This is a genomic window from Aquincola sp. J276, from assembly GCF_024700035.1.
Classification (GTDB): Bacteria; Pseudomonadota; Gammaproteobacteria; order Burkholderiales; family Burkholderiaceae_C; genus Aquincola; species Aquincola tertiaricarbonis.
Genome location: NZ_JAJONC010000002.1, coordinates 2,506,760 through 2,521,792, shown reverse-complemented (window position 1 = coordinate 2,521,792; position 15,033 = coordinate 2,506,760). Strand labels below are relative to the sequence as shown.

The following is a 15,033-nucleotide window of genomic DNA, read 5'->3' as shown; positions in this document are numbered from 1 at the left end:
TCAGGCAGCGGCGCGGGGGTCTTGCGCGAAGATGCGGGACGTGGCGTTGTCCAGCCGGTGGCCGTACTCGGTGGCCTGGCGCTGCAGCCGCTGCGCATAGTGCGCCTCGTCGGCCAGCATGCGCTCCAGCGCGGCCAGGATCTCCTCGCCGCCGGCCGAGGGCACGGTCTTCATGTTGATGATGTCGGCGGCCGAGAGGTAGTCGGCCGGCCAGCACTGCTCGGCCGCATGCATCAGGAAGCAGCCGGCCTCTAGGAAGTCGATGCAGGCGGTGGTGGGCTCGCCGTAGCTGATGCACACGTCGCTCTCGGCGGCCACCTCGGCCAGCGGGCGCTCGAAGTCGCGGTGCAGCGTCTGCGCCGGGATCTCCAGCGAGCCGGAAGCGATGGCCAGCGTGGAGTTGTTGGGCTTGAGCCGCACGATCAGGTGCACGCCGGCCCGCTGGCACATCGCGGCCAGCGCCCGGTGGAATTTCACCGTGTTGCCGAAGTCGATGTGCAGGATGCCGTGGCCGAACAAGGTGTTGAGCAGCAGGCACACGATGCGGGCCCGGGTGCGCTCGCGCCGGGCCGGCGCCGGGCGCAGCCGCACCGGACGGGTGGCCACGCGTTCGTTGTAGACGGTGCGTGCCGGCGTGGCGAAGCCTTCGCGCTCCACCGCCGTCACCCGCACCGAGTGGGGCAGCAGCTGGGCCGGGTAGGACGAATGCGGCAGCACGGTGATGTCGCTGCCCAGCTGCTCGGCGATGGTGAACAGCGGGCCGCACACGCCGGTGTCGTGGTCGGTGAGCACGAAGTGCGGCTTCTGGCGGCGCAGCGCCTGCTTCAGGCCCTGGTAGTTCACGGCCTGCACGAAGCAGGTCTCGGCCATCAGGTCGGCCTGCAGCCGCAGCGCATGCGCGGGCAGCTGCAGCTCGCGCAGCTCGGCCTCGATGATATGGCGGGCACGCTCGCGGTAGGTGAGGCTCAGCTCGTTCACATAGGCCGCGGGCAGCTCGGCCACCGGCAGCAGCGGCACGCGCTGGGTGCCCAGCGGCATGTCCCAGAAGGCGCTGGGCACCTCGATGTACTGCGGGAAGCGCTCGGCGATCTCGGCGCGGTAATGCGCGATGTGGTCCACCACCGTGGGCACGTGCACCACGGCGGAGGCGGCCTGCGCGCTCAGGTGGTCTTCCAGCCGCGCGAAGTCGAAGCTCAGGCCACGCGCCTTGGGCGTCCAGTTGTACGCATCGTCGTAGCTGCCCACCACGCGCCAGCGCGACGAGCTGCCCATGAACAGGTCGGTGGAGACGAAGGAATCGAAATAGAACTGCTGCGGCACCTCGGTGCGCAGCAGGCCCACCGAGGTCTCGCCGAAGGTGGCGTCGGCCGCCTCGCCCAGCCGGCGCGCCATCAGCGCGCGGATGTAGAAGAAGCGGAACAGCAGCATGTCCCAGCCCTGGAACTGGCCCTTGCCGAACAGGCGCTCGCGCTCCAGCGTCAGCCGCTGGTCGATGCGGTGCGCACGGGCGGTGGCCTCGGCATGCACGCGGGCCTGCAGGTGGCCGGCGGTGTCGATGCCGCGGTAGTCCACCCGCGCCAGGTCCAGCTTGAGGTGCACCGCCTCGTCCACCACGCCGGGGTCGATGAACAGCAGCTTCTGGCCCTCGTAGGGGCGGGGGTTGCGCGACAGCGCCACCACGTCGCTGCGTTGCAGCAGCAGCAGGGCCTGGGTGGTCATGCCGGACATCAGGCCGCCGCCACGCTGTCGTGCAGGTGGTCCATCGCCTCGACGTACGAGACCACCTGCAGGGCCTCCGCGGCGATGCCATCGACGCCGTCGTCGGGAACGCCGCCGAAGTCGGCCTGCATGGTGCGGGCCAGCGTGCGCTCGCGCAGCGTGGTGGCCGTCTTGCGCAGCTTCACCCGCATGAAGGCGGCCTGCTCCTTGGCACAGGGCTTGAGCTGCAGGTCCAGCCATTCGGAGGCGGCCATCTCGAAGCGGTGCTCGAACCAGCCCAGGTACCAGAACCAGTCGATGTAGTAGACCCAGGAGTTCTCGTTGAGCGCCCGCAGGTGCGTCGGGTCCTGCCAGGCGGTGGGCGCCTTCTCGTAGGGCACCTCGATGTCGAACACGCCACCGTCCTTCAGCAAAGCCAGCACGTTGGTCATCAGCCGCGGCAGGTCGGGCACATGCTCCAGCACGTTGTTGGCATACACCGCCTCCAGGCTGCCGGGCTGCAGCAGCACCTGGCCGCCGCCGCAGGTGGGCAGCTGCAGCGGCAGCTCGATGGGCTGGCCCAGGTCCAGCACCACGTCGGGCCGGGCCTGCGCCAGGATGTCCACGTTCAGCCAGCCGGGCTTGTAGTCCTTGCCCGAGCCCAAGTTCATGCGGGTGGGCTGCCACGGCTCCATCGAGCGCATGCCCTGGCGCACCTGGCGGTAGCCGGCGGCGAAGGCCAGCACGTCGGCATAGCCTTCCAGCGGGTCGTAGCTGGCGAAGTTGTCCAGCTGCGCGCGGGCGGCCTCGAACCAGGCCGGGGTGTTGAAGGTCTCGGCGAAGAAGCGGTCCAGCTGCGCCTCGTTCTCCAGCCAGGTGACCGACTGCTCGAAGGCCTGCGGCGGCTGGGTGCGCTCGCTGCGCTCGGAGATCACCGGCGTGCCCAGCGACAGGCACTGGAACACCCGCGCCTGCTCGAAGCGGCTGGTCTCGTAGAAATGGCAGTTGACCACTGCCTTGGCCTGGCGGATGAATTCATCGCGCTCGTCGCCGTACACCGCATGGTCGAACACGGCCACCTGGGCGCCGCTGCGCTCCACGCGGTCCAGGAAGGCCTTGCGGCGCGGGTTCATGCTGCCGAAGAACAGCAGGTCGATGGGCCGGTCCTCCAGCGCGATCGCGGGGATGCCGGTGGCTGCGGTGCCCAGATAGGGCGCGTGGAGGAAGGGCACCACCGGCACGTCGTCGGGCTGCTGCGAATAGGCGGGGATGTTGGCGGCGTCGTAGTCCACCACCGCGCTGCGGGCCAGCAGCGCCAGGTAGGCCGGGTCCACCTGCGCGCCACCGGCGCCCAGCTGCTCCAGGTTGACGAAGACGCAGTCGTGGCGATCGGCCAGCTCGGGCGCGAAGCCCAGGTGCGCGCCGAAGACGAAGTTCACCGCGTCCTCGCGCAGCCGGTTCTTGCCCAGCGTGACCTGGGCGCCCAGCCGGCGGAACTGATAGCGGAAGTAGCGGGCGTGATCGAGGAACGCCAGGGAATGCACATAGCCCGCGGGCTGCATGATGGCAAGGTGTACCGGGGGCAGGTGCATGACGAAGGCTTGTTGGGCGCGGCTTGGCGCGGGATACGGGGACTTTAGGCAGCGCAGGCCGTGACGTATGCCTCGATCAACGGGCCGATTGGCCGGTTTTTCAACGCCGTGCACGCCGGCGCTTAAGCCGCCGGCCCGCCCCGCCGCCTTGTACCGGTGAGGGCGATGCAAGCCCGTGACCCCACACCGCGACAACGCGACCACTCACCCGGAGTACCCCCATGCTGAGCCTGCACACCAATTCCGCCGCCCTGTCCACCACCAACGCCGTGGGCAACACCCAGCGCGCGCTGTCCACCTCGCTGACCCGCCTGGGCACCGGCTATCGCATCAACAGCGCGATGGACGACGCCGCCGGCCTGCAGATCGCCACCCGCCTGGAAGCCCAGACCCGCGGCATGAGCGTGGCCATGCGCAACACCCAGAACGGCATCTCGATGATGCAGACCGCCGAAGGCGCCTTCGACGAAGTGACCAACATCCTGCTGCGCATGAAGGACCTGGCCACCGAAGCCTCCAACGGCTCGGCCACCGCCGACGACAAGACCGCCATGCAGGCCGAGTACGACGCGCTGGGCTCGGAGCTGAAGAACATCGTCTCCAACACCTCGTTCGCTGGCGAGAAGCTGTTCGGCACGGGCGCTTCGGCCGGTGCCATGTCGGTAGCCAAGTTCTCGGCCGCCGCAGGCGTCACCTTCCAGATCGGCGCGGCCAACACCGAGACGATGCTGGTCAACATCGCCACCGCCGCCAACAGCCTGACCGCCGACAGCGGCTCGCTGGGCGCCATCAGCTCGACCTACGACTCCACCGCCACCTCGGCCAGCGTGGGCACGCAGCTGACCGCCACCGCCAACGCCACCATCGCGCTGATCGACACCGCGCTGAAGGATGTCTCGACGGTGCGTTCGTCGCTGGGTGCGGCCTCCAACCGCCTGGACCACGTGTACAACAACCTGTCGAACATGAGCACCAACACGGCCGCTGCCAAGAGCCGCATCACCGACGTGGACTTCGCCAGCGAAACCGCCAACATGACCAGCAAGCAGCTGCTGCTGCAGGCCGGCACCTCGATGCTCAAGCAGTCGTCGAGCATGAGCCAGCTGGCCCTGTCGCTGCTGAACTAAGCCACCCGGAACCGGAGGCGCACACCGCCCCGCTCCTGAAAGCCAGCCCTTGCCGGGCTGGCTTTTTCACATTCCATGGCCGCCCACCGCATCCCCGCCATCTCGCCCATCGCCCGCGTGCCCGCCACCTGGCCGGCCGCGCGCGAGACGGCACCGGCCGCCGCGCCCGCGCAGCCCGCGCCGGCGGCCCGTCCGGCAGCGCCCGGCGGGCTCAGCGATGCCACGCTGGGCGCGCTGGCCTCGATGGCCCCCGCGCTGCCGCCGCACCTGCTGGCCGCGGCCGCCGACCGCGACGGCCAGCGCCGCGGCACCTCCGCGCCCTTCGGCGAGGCCGCGGCCGAAGGCGAGACCCTGCCTGCCCCGCTGGCCGCCACGCTGGTGCCGCCGGAAGCCCGGCTGCTGCGCGCCAACGGCGCACCGGCCGCGCCGCTGGCCGCCGCCTGGCGGGCCCAGGTGCTGAGCGGCGACCGCGGCCTGGCCCGCGCGGCCGAACCCGCGCGTGGGCCGCGGCCTGCCGCCGCGCCGCCGGCCTGGGCCACGGCGGAATTTCCGGCGCTGGCACTGCTGCCGCTGGCGGCTTCCCAGTCGATGGCGGCGCAGCATGCCGTGCCGGGGGCACAGGCGCCGGTGCTGCCCGGCCTCACGCCCGACAAGCTCGGCTACCTGCTGCATGCCTGGAACGGCCTGCCGGTGGGCCTGCGCCTGGTGCAGGCCGAGCCGGAAGATGCACAGCCCCCGCCGCAGCAGGCCGAGCTGCCCGCGCTGCGGCTGGCGCTGGCACTGCCCACACTGGGCCGGCTGGTGCTGCAGCTGCAGCTGGCCCACGGCGGCGTGTGGCTGGCGGTGGCGGTGGAAGATGCCGGCGCCCTGCCCTATGTGCAGGCCGCGCTGCCGGCCCTCACCTCAGCGCTCGGCCAGGCCGGCCTGCGGCTGCTGCGCTGGCGGCTGGAACGCGGTGCCGGCCACGGCGCCGCCTTCCACAATGCGCCGCTGCAGCTGCCGCCCACGGCGGTGCTGCTGGCGCCCGCGCTGTTCCGCGCGGCGGCCGAGATCGTGCTCGTGCTGCAGCAGGTGGACCTGCTGGCCGCCGCTGAAAAAACAGAGCCTGCGCAACCGCCGGTGGTGACACCGGTGGATGCGCAGGCGCTTGTGAAGCCGGAACCTCCCGTGGCTTGACCGGCCACCGGCTCCAGCGGGCGCGCACCAGGCGCGCCAGGCGTTGTTCGAGTTGGCCTTGGCCGCGGATCAGCCGATGTTGCGGCGACGGCGCGCCACGAAGGCCACCATGCCCAGGCCACCGGCCAGCAGTGCATAGGTCGAGGGCTCGGGCACCGGGGCCAGCGTCACGTTGTCGAAGGCGACCACGCTGTTGGCATCGGCGAACGAGATGGACTTGCCGACGCCGGCGAACACCGCGCTGGTCTTCTCCCAGTTGCAGAAGGCCGTGTCGCTGCAGCCGGCGGTGGCATTGGCGTTCAGGCTCAGCGAGGCCAGCAGGTCGCCCGTGCCGTTCAGGCCCGAGTAGATGTTGATGCTGTTGTTCAGCATCGCCGACGACGAGTAGTACAGCGACAGGTAGCCGCTGAAGCCGGCGTCGACGTTGACATAGGCGGTTTCGCCGAACACGAAGGCCACGGTGCCGCCGCTGGGGGCATTGCTGAAGTAGGGGCCCAGGGCATCGTTGGTCAGCGACAGCATCGATGACGTGAACGACACGCCGTGGTTGGTGCCGGTGCTGCCGGCGCCGCTGGTGCCGCCGTTGTAGAACTCGTTGACCGAGGTGCCGTAGTCGCCCACGCCTTCGAAGGTCAGGGTGACGGGGTTGGCGGCCAGGGCCGGCGCGGTGGCCGCGACCAGCGCGGCAAGGATGGCAAGACGCTTCATGAACAACTTCTCCTCATGATGATTTGGAACGCTCGAATCCAGTCTAGGGACGGTTCGTGACAGTTTGCTCATCGCCCCTGCCATGTCGCCTGCAGTTCATCCCGCAACTGCCGCGCGGCCTGCGCATCGGTGGCGGCCAATGCATCGGCCATGCGCTGCAAGGGCAGGCGGGCAGGCTCGAAGTCGGGGCTGGTGCGCAGCACCGACAGCAAGGGCTCGCGCACCTGGTCCAACATCTGCCTCACGTCGGCGGATGGCCGCACGCCCTGCCCGGCCTGCAGGAAGCCGTCGCGTGCGCGCCAGTAGGCGGCCAGGCGCGCCGCGTCGGTGGCGGGCGCCGCGCTGCCCAGCACCTCCTGCGGCTGCGCATCCAGCGCCTGCAGCAGCGCCAGCAGCCGCTGTGCAGGCCGTGAATCGGGCGCATAGGTGATGCGCGGCGCGGCATAGGCCACCACCGGATGGTCGTCGGTGTTCAGCGGCGCGCCGGCCGACCAGGCACCCAGCGCGGCCGGCCCGGCCACGAAGCTGCCCAGCACCGACCAGGCATCCGGCAGGCCAAAGGCGGCGGGCGCGGCCGGCAGCGCCGCCTGCGCCATGCGCGCCTGCACCTGCGCCACGCCGAAGCCGCCGCCACCCTGGCGCGCCAGCAGGCCGACCACCGGCGTGTCCAGGCTGTGGGTGGCCAGCAGCATCCAGCCGCCGGGGTACACCGCATGGAAGCTGCGCACGATGCTGCGCAGCGTGGGCAGGTCCAGCTGGTGCAGCGGCAGCCATTGGCAGAAGAGGCCACCCGGTGCCAGCCGCGCCTGCACCGCCGCGAAGTGCTCCACCGTGTACAGCGCACCGCTGCCGCTGCGCGCGGGATGGAAGTTGTCGGCCACGATCAGGTCGTAGGCGCCGCCATCGGTGCGCACGAAGCGGCGTGCATCGGCGGCCACCGACTGCAGCCGCGGCGGCGTGGCCTGGCCGAACACGCGGCGGCCAAATTCGCCGGCCGCGTCGATGACCTCCGGCAGCAGTTCCACCGCGCGCACCTGCAGCCCCGCATCCTGCGCGGCCGAGCCCGCGGTGACGCCGGTGCCCAGCCCCAGGAACAGCGCCTGCCGCGGCGCGGGATGCAGCAGCAGCGGCAGCAGCGCCTGGCGGGCATCGGCGGCCAGGCTGTCGCTGCTGCCCTCCTGCTGCCGGTTGTTGATGCGCAGCCGGGCCACGCCGGCCGCATCCTCCACCACGCTCACCACCGCCATCGGCCCTTCGGCCAGCTGCACGATGCGCCCGCCCTCCGGCACCTGCACGAAGCGCAGCGGCGGCGCCGCCAGCGCCACCAGCAGACCGGCGCACAGCAGCACCCAGCCCCAGGCGGCGGACCAGGCGGCGCGGCCGGCCAGCGCCAGGTAAGCCGCCGCCAGCAGCAGCAGCGTGGCCTTGGCACCCAGCGCCGGCACCGCCAGCACGCCCAGCAGCAGCGGCGCCGCCGCCGCGCCCAGTGTGTTGATGCCCAGGCTGCGGCCGAAACCGATGCCCAGGCGCCCGGCCTCGGTGCCCAGGTGGCTGAACAGCGCGCCCATCACCAGCGTGGGTGGCCCGAAGGCTGCCAGCGCCAGCACCGCCTCGGCCACCAGCGCCGCGGCCATGCTGCCTGCGGTGCCCTGCAGCGCGGCCAGCACCGCGGCATGCAGCCCCGGCGCGCCGTACAGCGCACCGGTGCCCAGCAGGCAGGTGGCGGCCAGCGCGCCCAGCAGACGGCCGCGCAGCAGCGCGTCCTGCGCCGGCCCGCTGCGGCGCCAGCGGCCATAGGCGGCCGCCCCGACGGCGCTGCCCACCAGGTACACCGCCAGCAGCATGGCGAAGGTGTAGACGGTGTTCTCCGTCACCTGGCTGATGACGCGCACCGCCAGCACTTCGTAGCCGATGCCCAGCAGGCCGGTGGCCGCCAGCAGCCACTGCAGCCGGCGCGCCTCTGGCCGGGCGGCGGCTGCGGAGCCTGCGCTGGCCGGGGCGGCAGCGCGTTGATCGAACACCGTCCACGCCAGCGCGGCGCACAGCAGGTTGAGGCCGGCGCACAGCGCCGCGCTGCGCAGCAGCCCCAGCGCCGGCACGGCCCAGAAGGCCACCGCCAGCACGCCCAGCACCGCGCCGAAGGTATTGCCCGCATACAGCGCCGCGATCCACCCGGCCCGCGCGCCCGGGCCTTCGCGCAGCGGCGCCAGCACCCGTTCCATCGCCGGCAGCGTGGCGCCCATGGCTGCGGTGGCCGGCAGCAGCAGCACGAAGCAGCCGCCGAAGGCCACCGCCCACTGCCAGGCGGCCGAAGGCTGCGGGCCGGCGGCGGCCAGCATCGCGCTGGCGGCCGGCGCCATCAGCAGGGCCAGCAGCAGGCTCCACCCGCCGATCACGGCCTCGCAGCCGGCATACCAGAGCGCCGGCCGGCGGCTGCGCAGGATGCGCCCGCCCAGCGCCAGCGCCCCCAGCGCCAGGCCGCCGAAGAACGCCGCCACCACCGCCAGCACCGCGGCGCTCTCGTGGCCCAGCCACAGCGCGGCCTGCTGCGTCCACACCATCTGCAGGCCGAGCGCGGAGGCGCCCGAGCCCAGCATCAACGCCAGCGCCAGGCGCCAGCGCAGGCCGGTGCCGGCCAGCGCCGGCACCTCGAGGACCGCAGCCTGTCTAGACAAGTGGTTTCACCCGGTGAAGCCGATGCGGTAGCCCCACGAATCCAGCCGCGTGGGGATCGCATTGAAGGCCAGGGTGATGCGCTGCTCGCCCGGATTGGGCGGCACCGCATGCATCAGGTAGCTGGGGAACAGCACCAGGTCGCCGGGTTGCGGCTGCGGGCTGATCCACTTGTCCGCGCTGAAGGGGCCGGTGCTGCTGCCGGCATGGTCGTTCTTGAAGCTGAAGTCGTGGCCGCCCGGCGATTTCATGAACACCGTGCGCGACTCCGGATGGGTGGGCGTGAGGTACACCACGCCGGAGATGAAGCTGTTGGCATGGTTGTGCATGGCCTGGCGGCCGCCGGTCTCCAGCACGTTGACCCACATCTCCTTGAGCGACCAGCCCAGCGCCTCGCCGAACATCAGCGCGCCGAAACCGGCCAGCCGCGGCGTGATGGCGGCGGCCACCAGCCCCAGCAGCGGGCTGTCGGAGGGGCGCAGCATGGCGGTGTGGGACAGCGCATCGCTGGCGTTGTTCCGCACCGCGGCCTGCGCACCGAAGTGCTCCACCAGGCCGCGCACCAGGGCTGCATCCAGCGCACCGGCCACGCGCATGAAGGGCGTGGGAAAGAGGGGAATCACCTCTTCGGTGGAGCCTGAACCTGCCATCTGCCATCTGCCTTCGGGTGTGGCGGCGGACTGTAGGAGCGCTTCAAGACAGCCGCATGACAGTGCGGCCAGCGCTGTCATGCGGCGGTCATCGGGCCGTCATCAGCGCGGCCTAGCGTGCCGGCAACCAAGGAGTACCCCCGATGAACCACCGCTTCCACCGCCGGGGCCTGCTGCAGGCGGGCTGCGCGCTCGGCCTGGCCGGCCTGCTGCCCGCGGCCCGCGCCTGCGAGTACTTCGCGCCCAACCTGCGCATCACGCATCCCAACACCCGCGCCACCGGCCCGGGCGAGACCAGCGCCGTGGTCACCATCAAGTTCGACGAGGTGACCCGTGCCGACCGGCTGGTGGCGGTGCGCACCCCGGTGGCCACCGGCGCCGAGATCGGCGGCACGCAGGCCAAACCGGCGGTGGACTTCGCCATCCCCGAAGGCGAGGAGACCTGGCTGCGCGAGGACCGCACCTTCCTCCGCCTGACGGGCCTGAAGCAGCCGCTGCAGGTCAGCCGCAGCTACCCGCTGACGCTGGTGTTCGAGCACGGCGGCGAAGTGGCCGCCACGCTGAACATCGATTACGCGCGCTTCATGTGAGCGAAGACGCCGCGCCGGCGTCATGCCGCGGTCATCACCGCTGCCTAGCATCGCCCGGCCCTTCAAGGTACCCCGCACAACGCAAGACAGAGGAGAGAAGTTGATGAACCCTGTTTACAGCAAGGCCCCGATCGCCCTCGCGGCCATCGCGGCACTCGGCGCCAGCGCCCTGGTGTCCGCCCCCGGCACCGCGCAGGCCGCCAAGCCCGCCGGCACCTACGTCACCGGCGACTTCCACAACCACACCACCTGCTCCGACGGTTCCACCTCGATGCAGAAGCTGGTGAAGAAGAGCACCGACAAGACCGACACGCCCTGGGGCCTGGACTGGTTCGTCCAGGCCGGCCACGGCGGCAGCGGCAACCGCAACTGCACGCTGGTGGAAGACGCCAGCCTGGCCACGCCGGCCTACCCGGTGACCACCTCGCCCAGCGGCGAGCTGCAAGGCCCCACCACCACCTGGCAGAACAGCAACCCCGCCGTGCAGCCCAAGGGCCGCGTGCAGGGCAATGCGCCCAGCCAGGTGATGTGGCGCTGGCAGTCGATCCAGGAGTTCCAGTACCCGGTGCTGGAGTACCTGGCGGCCTACAAGAACAAGCCGATGTTCATGGGCATCGAATCGGTGGCGCCGGGCCATGAGCACGTCTCGGCCTCCGTCATCACCGGCCAGATGCCGGCCGCGCTGGACACCGCCAAGCTGCCCACCACCAAGGGCTACACCCCGCTGGGCAACGCCACGGCGCTGTCGCAGTGGGAATACTGCTTCGACCGCAACGACACCGACACCAGCCGCGGCAACACCGTGCTGGGCGGCAACGTGGGCAACAACTGGAACTGCGCCGTGCCGGGCAGCCTGAACAGCAGCAGCCCCGACTGGAGCGTGGAAGCGCAGAAGCTGGTGCCCGCCAGCGGCGCAGGCGTGGGCAACCGCGGCCATGCCAAGACCCTGGAAGGCCTGAAGTGGATGGCGGCCAACCACCCCAACGGCAGCTACTACGTGCCGGCCCACCTGGAGCGCGCGGGCCCCTTCAACCCGGACGGCAACAACGGCTTCAACGTCGAGCACCTGCGCAACATGAACAACGTGGCGCCGCGCGTCGCGTTCGGCTTCGAGTCGCAGCCGGGCCACGGCGCCTCCGACAACCGCGGCGAGTACTCGCCCGACCGCAACAGCATCGGCGGCGTTCGCGTCGACTCGGTGGGCGGCACCACCTGGGGCGGCACCGGCGTGTATGCCTCGCAAGTGGGCGGCGTGTGGGACGCCCTGCTGGGCGAAGGCCGCAACTGGTGGTTCTTCGCCAGCTCCGACTGGCACAACCGCGGCAGCTTCGGCCCGGACGACCGTCGCTCGACGCAGGACTTCTACCCCGGCGAATACCAGCGCGACTTCGTGATGGTGCGCAACGGCACCGATCCCAAGCTGCGCCCGCAAGCCATCGTCGACGGCCTGCGCACCGGCAACAGCTTCGCCGCCAGCGGCCAGCTGATCGACCGCCTGGCCTTCGTGGCCTGCGCCTCCTACCCCGGCATCGGTGCCCGCACCAATGCCGCGGTGGAAGCCCTGGCGGTGAACGCCGCCCGCGCCAACACCGACACCGACGTGCCCGGCTGCGCCACGATGGGCGAAAAGCTCGTGGTGCGCCCGGGTGCGGAGATCGTGGTGGCCATCGTGGCGCGCGACCCGGCGGGCAAGAGCTACTCGCCCTACACCTTCAACAACCCGTCGCTGGCCCAGGTGGGCATCAACCAGCCGCTGAATATGCCGGTGCTGGACCACATCGACGTGATTCGCGGCATGGTCGGCGGCTACAAGCAGCCGGGCGCGGCCGACTATGCCGGCCAGTGGCCCAACGACTGGCTGCGCAACCCGGTGATGGCCAATGTGCCGGCCGCGGCCAAGAACACCACGGCCGCGGTGATGAGGACCTTCAACAACGCCACCTGGTCGGCCGTGGCCGGCGATGCGGAGTTCAAGAAGATGAGCTTCCGCGTGCCGGCGGTGCGTGCCTCGCAGTACCTGCGCCTGCGCGGCAGCAACCTGCCGGCCGGCGTGCCGTACGAGACCGATGCCAACGGCAACCCGCTGGCCGACATCCACACCAACGCCAGCAACGAGGCCAACCTGCGCATCGCCTGCACGGTGGCTGGCACCAAGGTGCCGGGCAACGACGTGGTGTACACCGGTGCCGACATCGACGGCTGCCCGGCGCACCTGCCGGTGGTCAACGGCCAGAAGTACGTGGCCTATGACGTGGCGGCCTGGGCCGACCTCTGGTTCTACAGCAACCCGATCTACATCGAGGTGAGCGGCGCCACCGCCGTGGCCGGCGTCAAGTAAGGCCCTGGGGGGCGGCCCATCCGCCCTCCGACCGATATCAGGCGCCGCGCGGCCACACCGCGCGGCGCGCTTTTTCGCTTGTGAATCCTGCTGTTTCCACCATGACCACCACCCTGCGACCGCCCCCTTCCCCGCGTGCCGAGCCCACCGCGCGGCGCCCGCTGCCGGGCTGGCTGCATGAGCCGCTGCTGCACTTCGTGCTGATCGGCGCCGTGCTGTTCGGCGTCGATCACTACCTCGTCTCGCAGACGGACGACCCGCGCACCATCGTCGTCACCCGTGCGGTGGACGACGAGGCGCGGCAGCTGTTCCAGTCGTCGCGCGGCCGCGCACCGAACGAGGCGGAGATGAAGGCGCTGCGCCAGGCCTGGCTGGACAACGAGGTGCTGTACCGCGAAGGCCTGGCGATGCAGGTGGACCGCGGCGACAAGGCCCTGCGCGAGCGGGTGATCTTCAAGGCGCTGAGCGTGGTGGAAGCCGACGTGAAGCCGCCCGTGTTCGACGAGAACACGCTGCGCACCTGGTTCGAGGCCCACCGCCACAAGTACGACGAGCCGGCCCGCTTCGACTTCCAGGAAGCCGTGCTCACCGACATGAGCGAATCGACCGCCCGGGCGTTCGCCGATGCGCTGAATGCCGGCACGCCCGGCCAGGCCGATGCCGGCCTGCGGGTGTTCAAGGGCCGGCCGCATGCCAACCTGGTGGACACCTACGGCGCCGACTTCGCCAAGGCGCTGGAGACCGCGCCCACCGGCGCCTGGCGCGCGCTGCAAAGCCGCGACGGCTGGCGCGTGATGCAGCTGCAGGCCGTGAGCCCGGCCCAGCCGGCCGACTTCCAGGCGCTGCAGGGCGTTGTGCTGCAGGACTGGACCGACCAGGTGATGGCCGAGCGCCGCACCGCCGCCGTGCGGGCGCTGGCGCAGAAGTACAGCGTGAAGATCGAGGCCGACGCACCATGATCCGCTTGCTGAGAGGCCTGCTGCCGGCGCTGCTGTCGGCGCTGGCGATGCTGGCCCTGCTGGGCCCGCTGGCCGCCACGCCGGCCCGCGCGCACGAGATGTCGATGGCCGAGATGGCGCTGCGCGAGACCACGCAGGGCGAGTTCCTGTGGAACTGGACCGCCCGCGAACGCGGCGCCAACGACGACCTGCGGCCGGTATGGCCCGATGGCTGCCGCGCCGAAGCCAACCTGCTGCGCTGCGGCCCCGGCGGCCTGCAGGGCACGCTGGGCATGGAAGGCGTGGGCGAGCGCTATTCGGCGGCCATGGTCAAGGTGACCTGGCTGGACGGCCAGACCCGCGTCTACACCCTGACCACCGGCCAGCCGACGGTGCAGCTGTACGGCGCCGCCAACGACCCGCGCGGCATGGGCGAGATCGCACGCGCCTACCTGCTGCTCGGCGTGGAGCACATCCTGGCCGGCTTCGACCACCTGATCTTCGTCATCAGCCTGCTGTTCCTGGTGGGCTTCAACCGGCGGCTGGTGACCACCATCACCGCCTTCACGCTGGCGCACAGCCTGACGCTGGCCTCCAGCGCGCTGGGCTGGCTGACGCTGCGCTCGCCGCCGGTGGAAGCCACCATCGCGCTGTCCATCCTGCTGGTGGCCGGCGAGGCGCTGCACAACCGGCAGACGCTGTCGCGCCGCTGGCCGGCGCTGGTGGCCTTCCTGTTCGGGCTGGTGCACGGGCTGGGCTTCGCTGGCGCGCTGCAGCAGATCGGCCTGCCCGAGAACCACCTGCTGGTGGCGCTGCTCACCTTCAACGTGGGCGTGGAGCTGGGCCAGCTGCTGGTGGTGGCGCTGGCCTATGTGGGCTGGCGGCTGCTGCGTGGCGTGCAGGCCTTCCAGCGGGCCCGCACGCCGGCGCTGTACGGCATCGGCGGCGTGGCCGCCTACTGGGCCATCGGCCGCGTGGTCAGCATCCTGGCCTGAAGCCGGTGAACCCCGCACCGAGCCGGCCACGGCGCCCGCGGCCGGCCCTGTGGTGGCTGCTGGTGGCGCTGCTGCTGGCGCTGCCGCTGTATGGCGCCTCGGCCGTGGTGCTCAAGCTGCTGGGGCCGGCGCACCGGCACCTGCAGCCCGCGCTGCCGCAGCTCACGGCGCATGGGCATGAGCATGCCCACACGCATGACGGCATCGAGCGCCATCACCACGACATCGGCGACGACAGCATCGTCACGGCCGATGGCCATGCCGTCTCCGCCGATGCGGTGGAGGCGGCCGACGAGGCCGGCGCCGGCAGCGCGACGCTGCCGCTGGCGCTGGGTTTTGCACTGCGCCTGCGGCCACCTGCCGCGCGGCGCCGCGCCTGGCCACGGGCCACGCGCAGTGCCTGGCGCAACGGCTGGCGCTGCCGGCTGGAGCGGCCGCCCGCCAGGCACTGAGCCAGGCGGCCCGGCCCGGCCCTGCGCCGACCGGCCCGCCCGCAGCCCTGCCCGTTGAGCCGCCACCGGCCGCCGCCTGCATCCGCGGGCGGCGCG

At 71.5% G+C, this 15,033-nt stretch carries 12 protein-coding genes; 7 read left to right on the top strand and 5 right to left on the bottom strand.

Features of this window, described 5'->3' with window-relative positions:
* Both LRS14_RS29665 and LRS14_RS29660 read right to left on the bottom strand, forming a co-directional pair.
* The gene (locus LRS14_RS29665; protein ID WP_257802130.1) at nt 1-1,719 is read right to left on the bottom strand and encodes a hypothetical protein; all 1,719 of its coding nucleotides are present in this window, start codon (nt 1,717-1,719) and stop codon (nt 1-3) included.
* A gap of 8 nt (nt 1,720-1,727) precedes the next feature.
* Nucleotides 1,728-3,290, bottom strand: a complete 1,563-nt coding sequence (locus LRS14_RS29660) for a class I SAM-dependent methyltransferase (RefSeq protein ID WP_257802129.1) — start codon at nt 3,288-3,290, stop codon at nt 1,728-1,730.
* A 221-nt stretch (nt 3,291-3,511) separates the two neighbouring features.
* Between LRS14_RS29660 and LRS14_RS29655 the strand changes: the two genes are divergently transcribed.
* Together LRS14_RS29655 and LRS14_RS29650 are read left to right on the top strand one after the other, a co-directional pair.
* Complete coding sequence (locus LRS14_RS29655; protein WP_257802128.1) at nt 3,512-4,417, top strand: flagellin; 906 nt, start codon at nt 3,512-3,514, stop codon at nt 4,415-4,417.
* 75 nt (nt 4,418-4,492) lie between these two features.
* Nucleotides 4,493-5,593: a hypothetical protein gene (locus LRS14_RS29650; protein ID WP_257802127.1), complete on the top strand. Its 1,101-nt coding sequence runs from the start codon at nt 4,493-4,495 to the stop codon at nt 5,591-5,593.
* Nucleotides 5,594-5,662: 69 nt separating this feature from the next.
* Here the strand turns inward: LRS14_RS29650 and LRS14_RS29645 are convergent, their stop codons facing one another.
* From LRS14_RS29645 to LRS14_RS29635, 3 genes are all read right to left on the bottom strand, one after another.
* Entirely contained in the window at nt 5,663-6,301 is a 639-nt protein-coding gene (locus LRS14_RS29645) for a PEP-CTERM sorting domain-containing protein (RefSeq protein ID WP_257802126.1), read from the bottom strand.
* A 68-nt stretch (nt 6,302-6,369) separates the two neighbouring features.
* Nucleotides 6,370-8,976 carry a spermidine synthase gene (locus LRS14_RS29640; RefSeq protein ID WP_257802125.1) on the bottom strand — a complete coding sequence of 869 codons (2,607 nt, stop codon included), beginning with the start codon at nt 8,974-8,976 and terminating at the stop codon, nt 6,370-6,372.
* 6 nt (nt 8,977-8,982) lie between these two features.
* Nucleotides 8,983-9,624 carry a 2OG-Fe(II) oxygenase family protein gene (locus LRS14_RS29635; RefSeq protein ID WP_257802124.1) on the bottom strand — a complete coding sequence of 214 codons (642 nt, stop codon included), beginning with the start codon at nt 9,622-9,624 and terminating at the stop codon, nt 8,983-8,985.
* Between the two features lie 143 nt (nt 9,625-9,767).
* Here LRS14_RS29635 and LRS14_RS29630 point away from each other — a divergent pair, with 143 nt between their 5' ends.
* The 5 genes from LRS14_RS29630 to LRS14_RS29610 all read left to right on the top strand — a co-directional run bounded on the left by LRS14_RS29630 (nt 9,768) and on the right by LRS14_RS29610 (nt 14,937).
* A complete protein-coding gene (locus tag LRS14_RS29630; RefSeq protein ID WP_257802123.1) occupies nt 9,768-10,214 on the top strand; it encodes a copper chaperone PCu(A)C in 447 nt (148 codons plus the stop codon).
* 103 nt (nt 10,215-10,317) lie between these two features.
* Nucleotides 10,318-12,552, top strand: a complete 2,235-nt coding sequence (locus LRS14_RS29625; RefSeq protein WP_046113854.1) for a hypothetical protein — start codon at nt 10,318-10,320, stop codon at nt 12,550-12,552.
* Between the two features lie 101 nt (nt 12,553-12,653).
* Nucleotides 12,654-13,511, top strand: a complete 858-nt coding sequence (locus LRS14_RS29620) for a peptidyl-prolyl cis-trans isomerase (RefSeq protein ID WP_046113855.1) — start codon at nt 12,654-12,656, stop codon at nt 13,509-13,511.
* A complete protein-coding gene (locus tag LRS14_RS29615) occupies nt 13,508-14,485 on the top strand; it encodes a HupE/UreJ family protein (protein ID WP_052736378.1) in 978 nt (325 codons plus the stop codon). Before LRS14_RS29620 ends, LRS14_RS29615 begins: the two co-directional genes overlap by 4 nt.
* A 5-nt stretch (nt 14,486-14,490) precedes the next feature.
* Nucleotides 14,491-14,937, top strand: coding sequence for a hypothetical protein (locus LRS14_RS29610; protein ID WP_257802122.1), 447 nt, complete (start codon nt 14,491-14,493; stop codon nt 14,935-14,937).
* Nucleotides 14,938-15,033 lie beyond the last annotated feature (96 nt).

Bases quoted from the DNA above. Each gene is read 5' to 3' on its own strand.
- LRS14_RS29665 (WP_257802130.1), bottom strand. From the start codon at position 1,719: ATGACCACCCAGGCCCTGCTGCTGCTGCAACGCAGCGACGTGGTGGCG.
- LRS14_RS29660 (WP_257802129.1), bottom strand. From the start codon at position 3,290: ATGCACCTGCCCCCGGTACACCTTGCCATCATGCAGCCCGCGGGCTAT.
- LRS14_RS29655 (WP_257802128.1), top strand. From the start codon at position 3,512: ATGCTGAGCCTGCACACCAATTCCGCCGCCCTGTCCACCACCAACGCC.
- LRS14_RS29650 (WP_257802127.1), top strand. From the start codon at position 4,493: ATGGCCGCCCACCGCATCCCCGCCATCTCGCCCATCGCCCGCGTGCCC.
- LRS14_RS29645 (WP_257802126.1), bottom strand. From the start codon at position 6,301: ATGAAGCGTCTTGCCATCCTTGCCGCGCTGGTCGCGGCCACCGCGCCG.
- LRS14_RS29635 (WP_257802124.1), bottom strand. From the start codon at position 9,624: ATGGCAGGTTCAGGCTCCACCGAAGAGGTGATTCCCCTCTTTCCCACG.
- LRS14_RS29630 (WP_257802123.1), top strand. From the start codon at position 9,768: ATGAACCACCGCTTCCACCGCCGGGGCCTGCTGCAGGCGGGCTGCGCG.
- LRS14_RS29625 (WP_046113854.1), top strand. From the start codon at position 10,318: ATGAACCCTGTTTACAGCAAGGCCCCGATCGCCCTCGCGGCCATCGCG.
- LRS14_RS29620 (WP_046113855.1), top strand. From the start codon at position 12,654: ATGACCACCACCCTGCGACCGCCCCCTTCCCCGCGTGCCGAGCCCACC.
- LRS14_RS29615 (WP_052736378.1), top strand. From the start codon at position 13,508: ATGATCCGCTTGCTGAGAGGCCTGCTGCCGGCGCTGCTGTCGGCGCTG.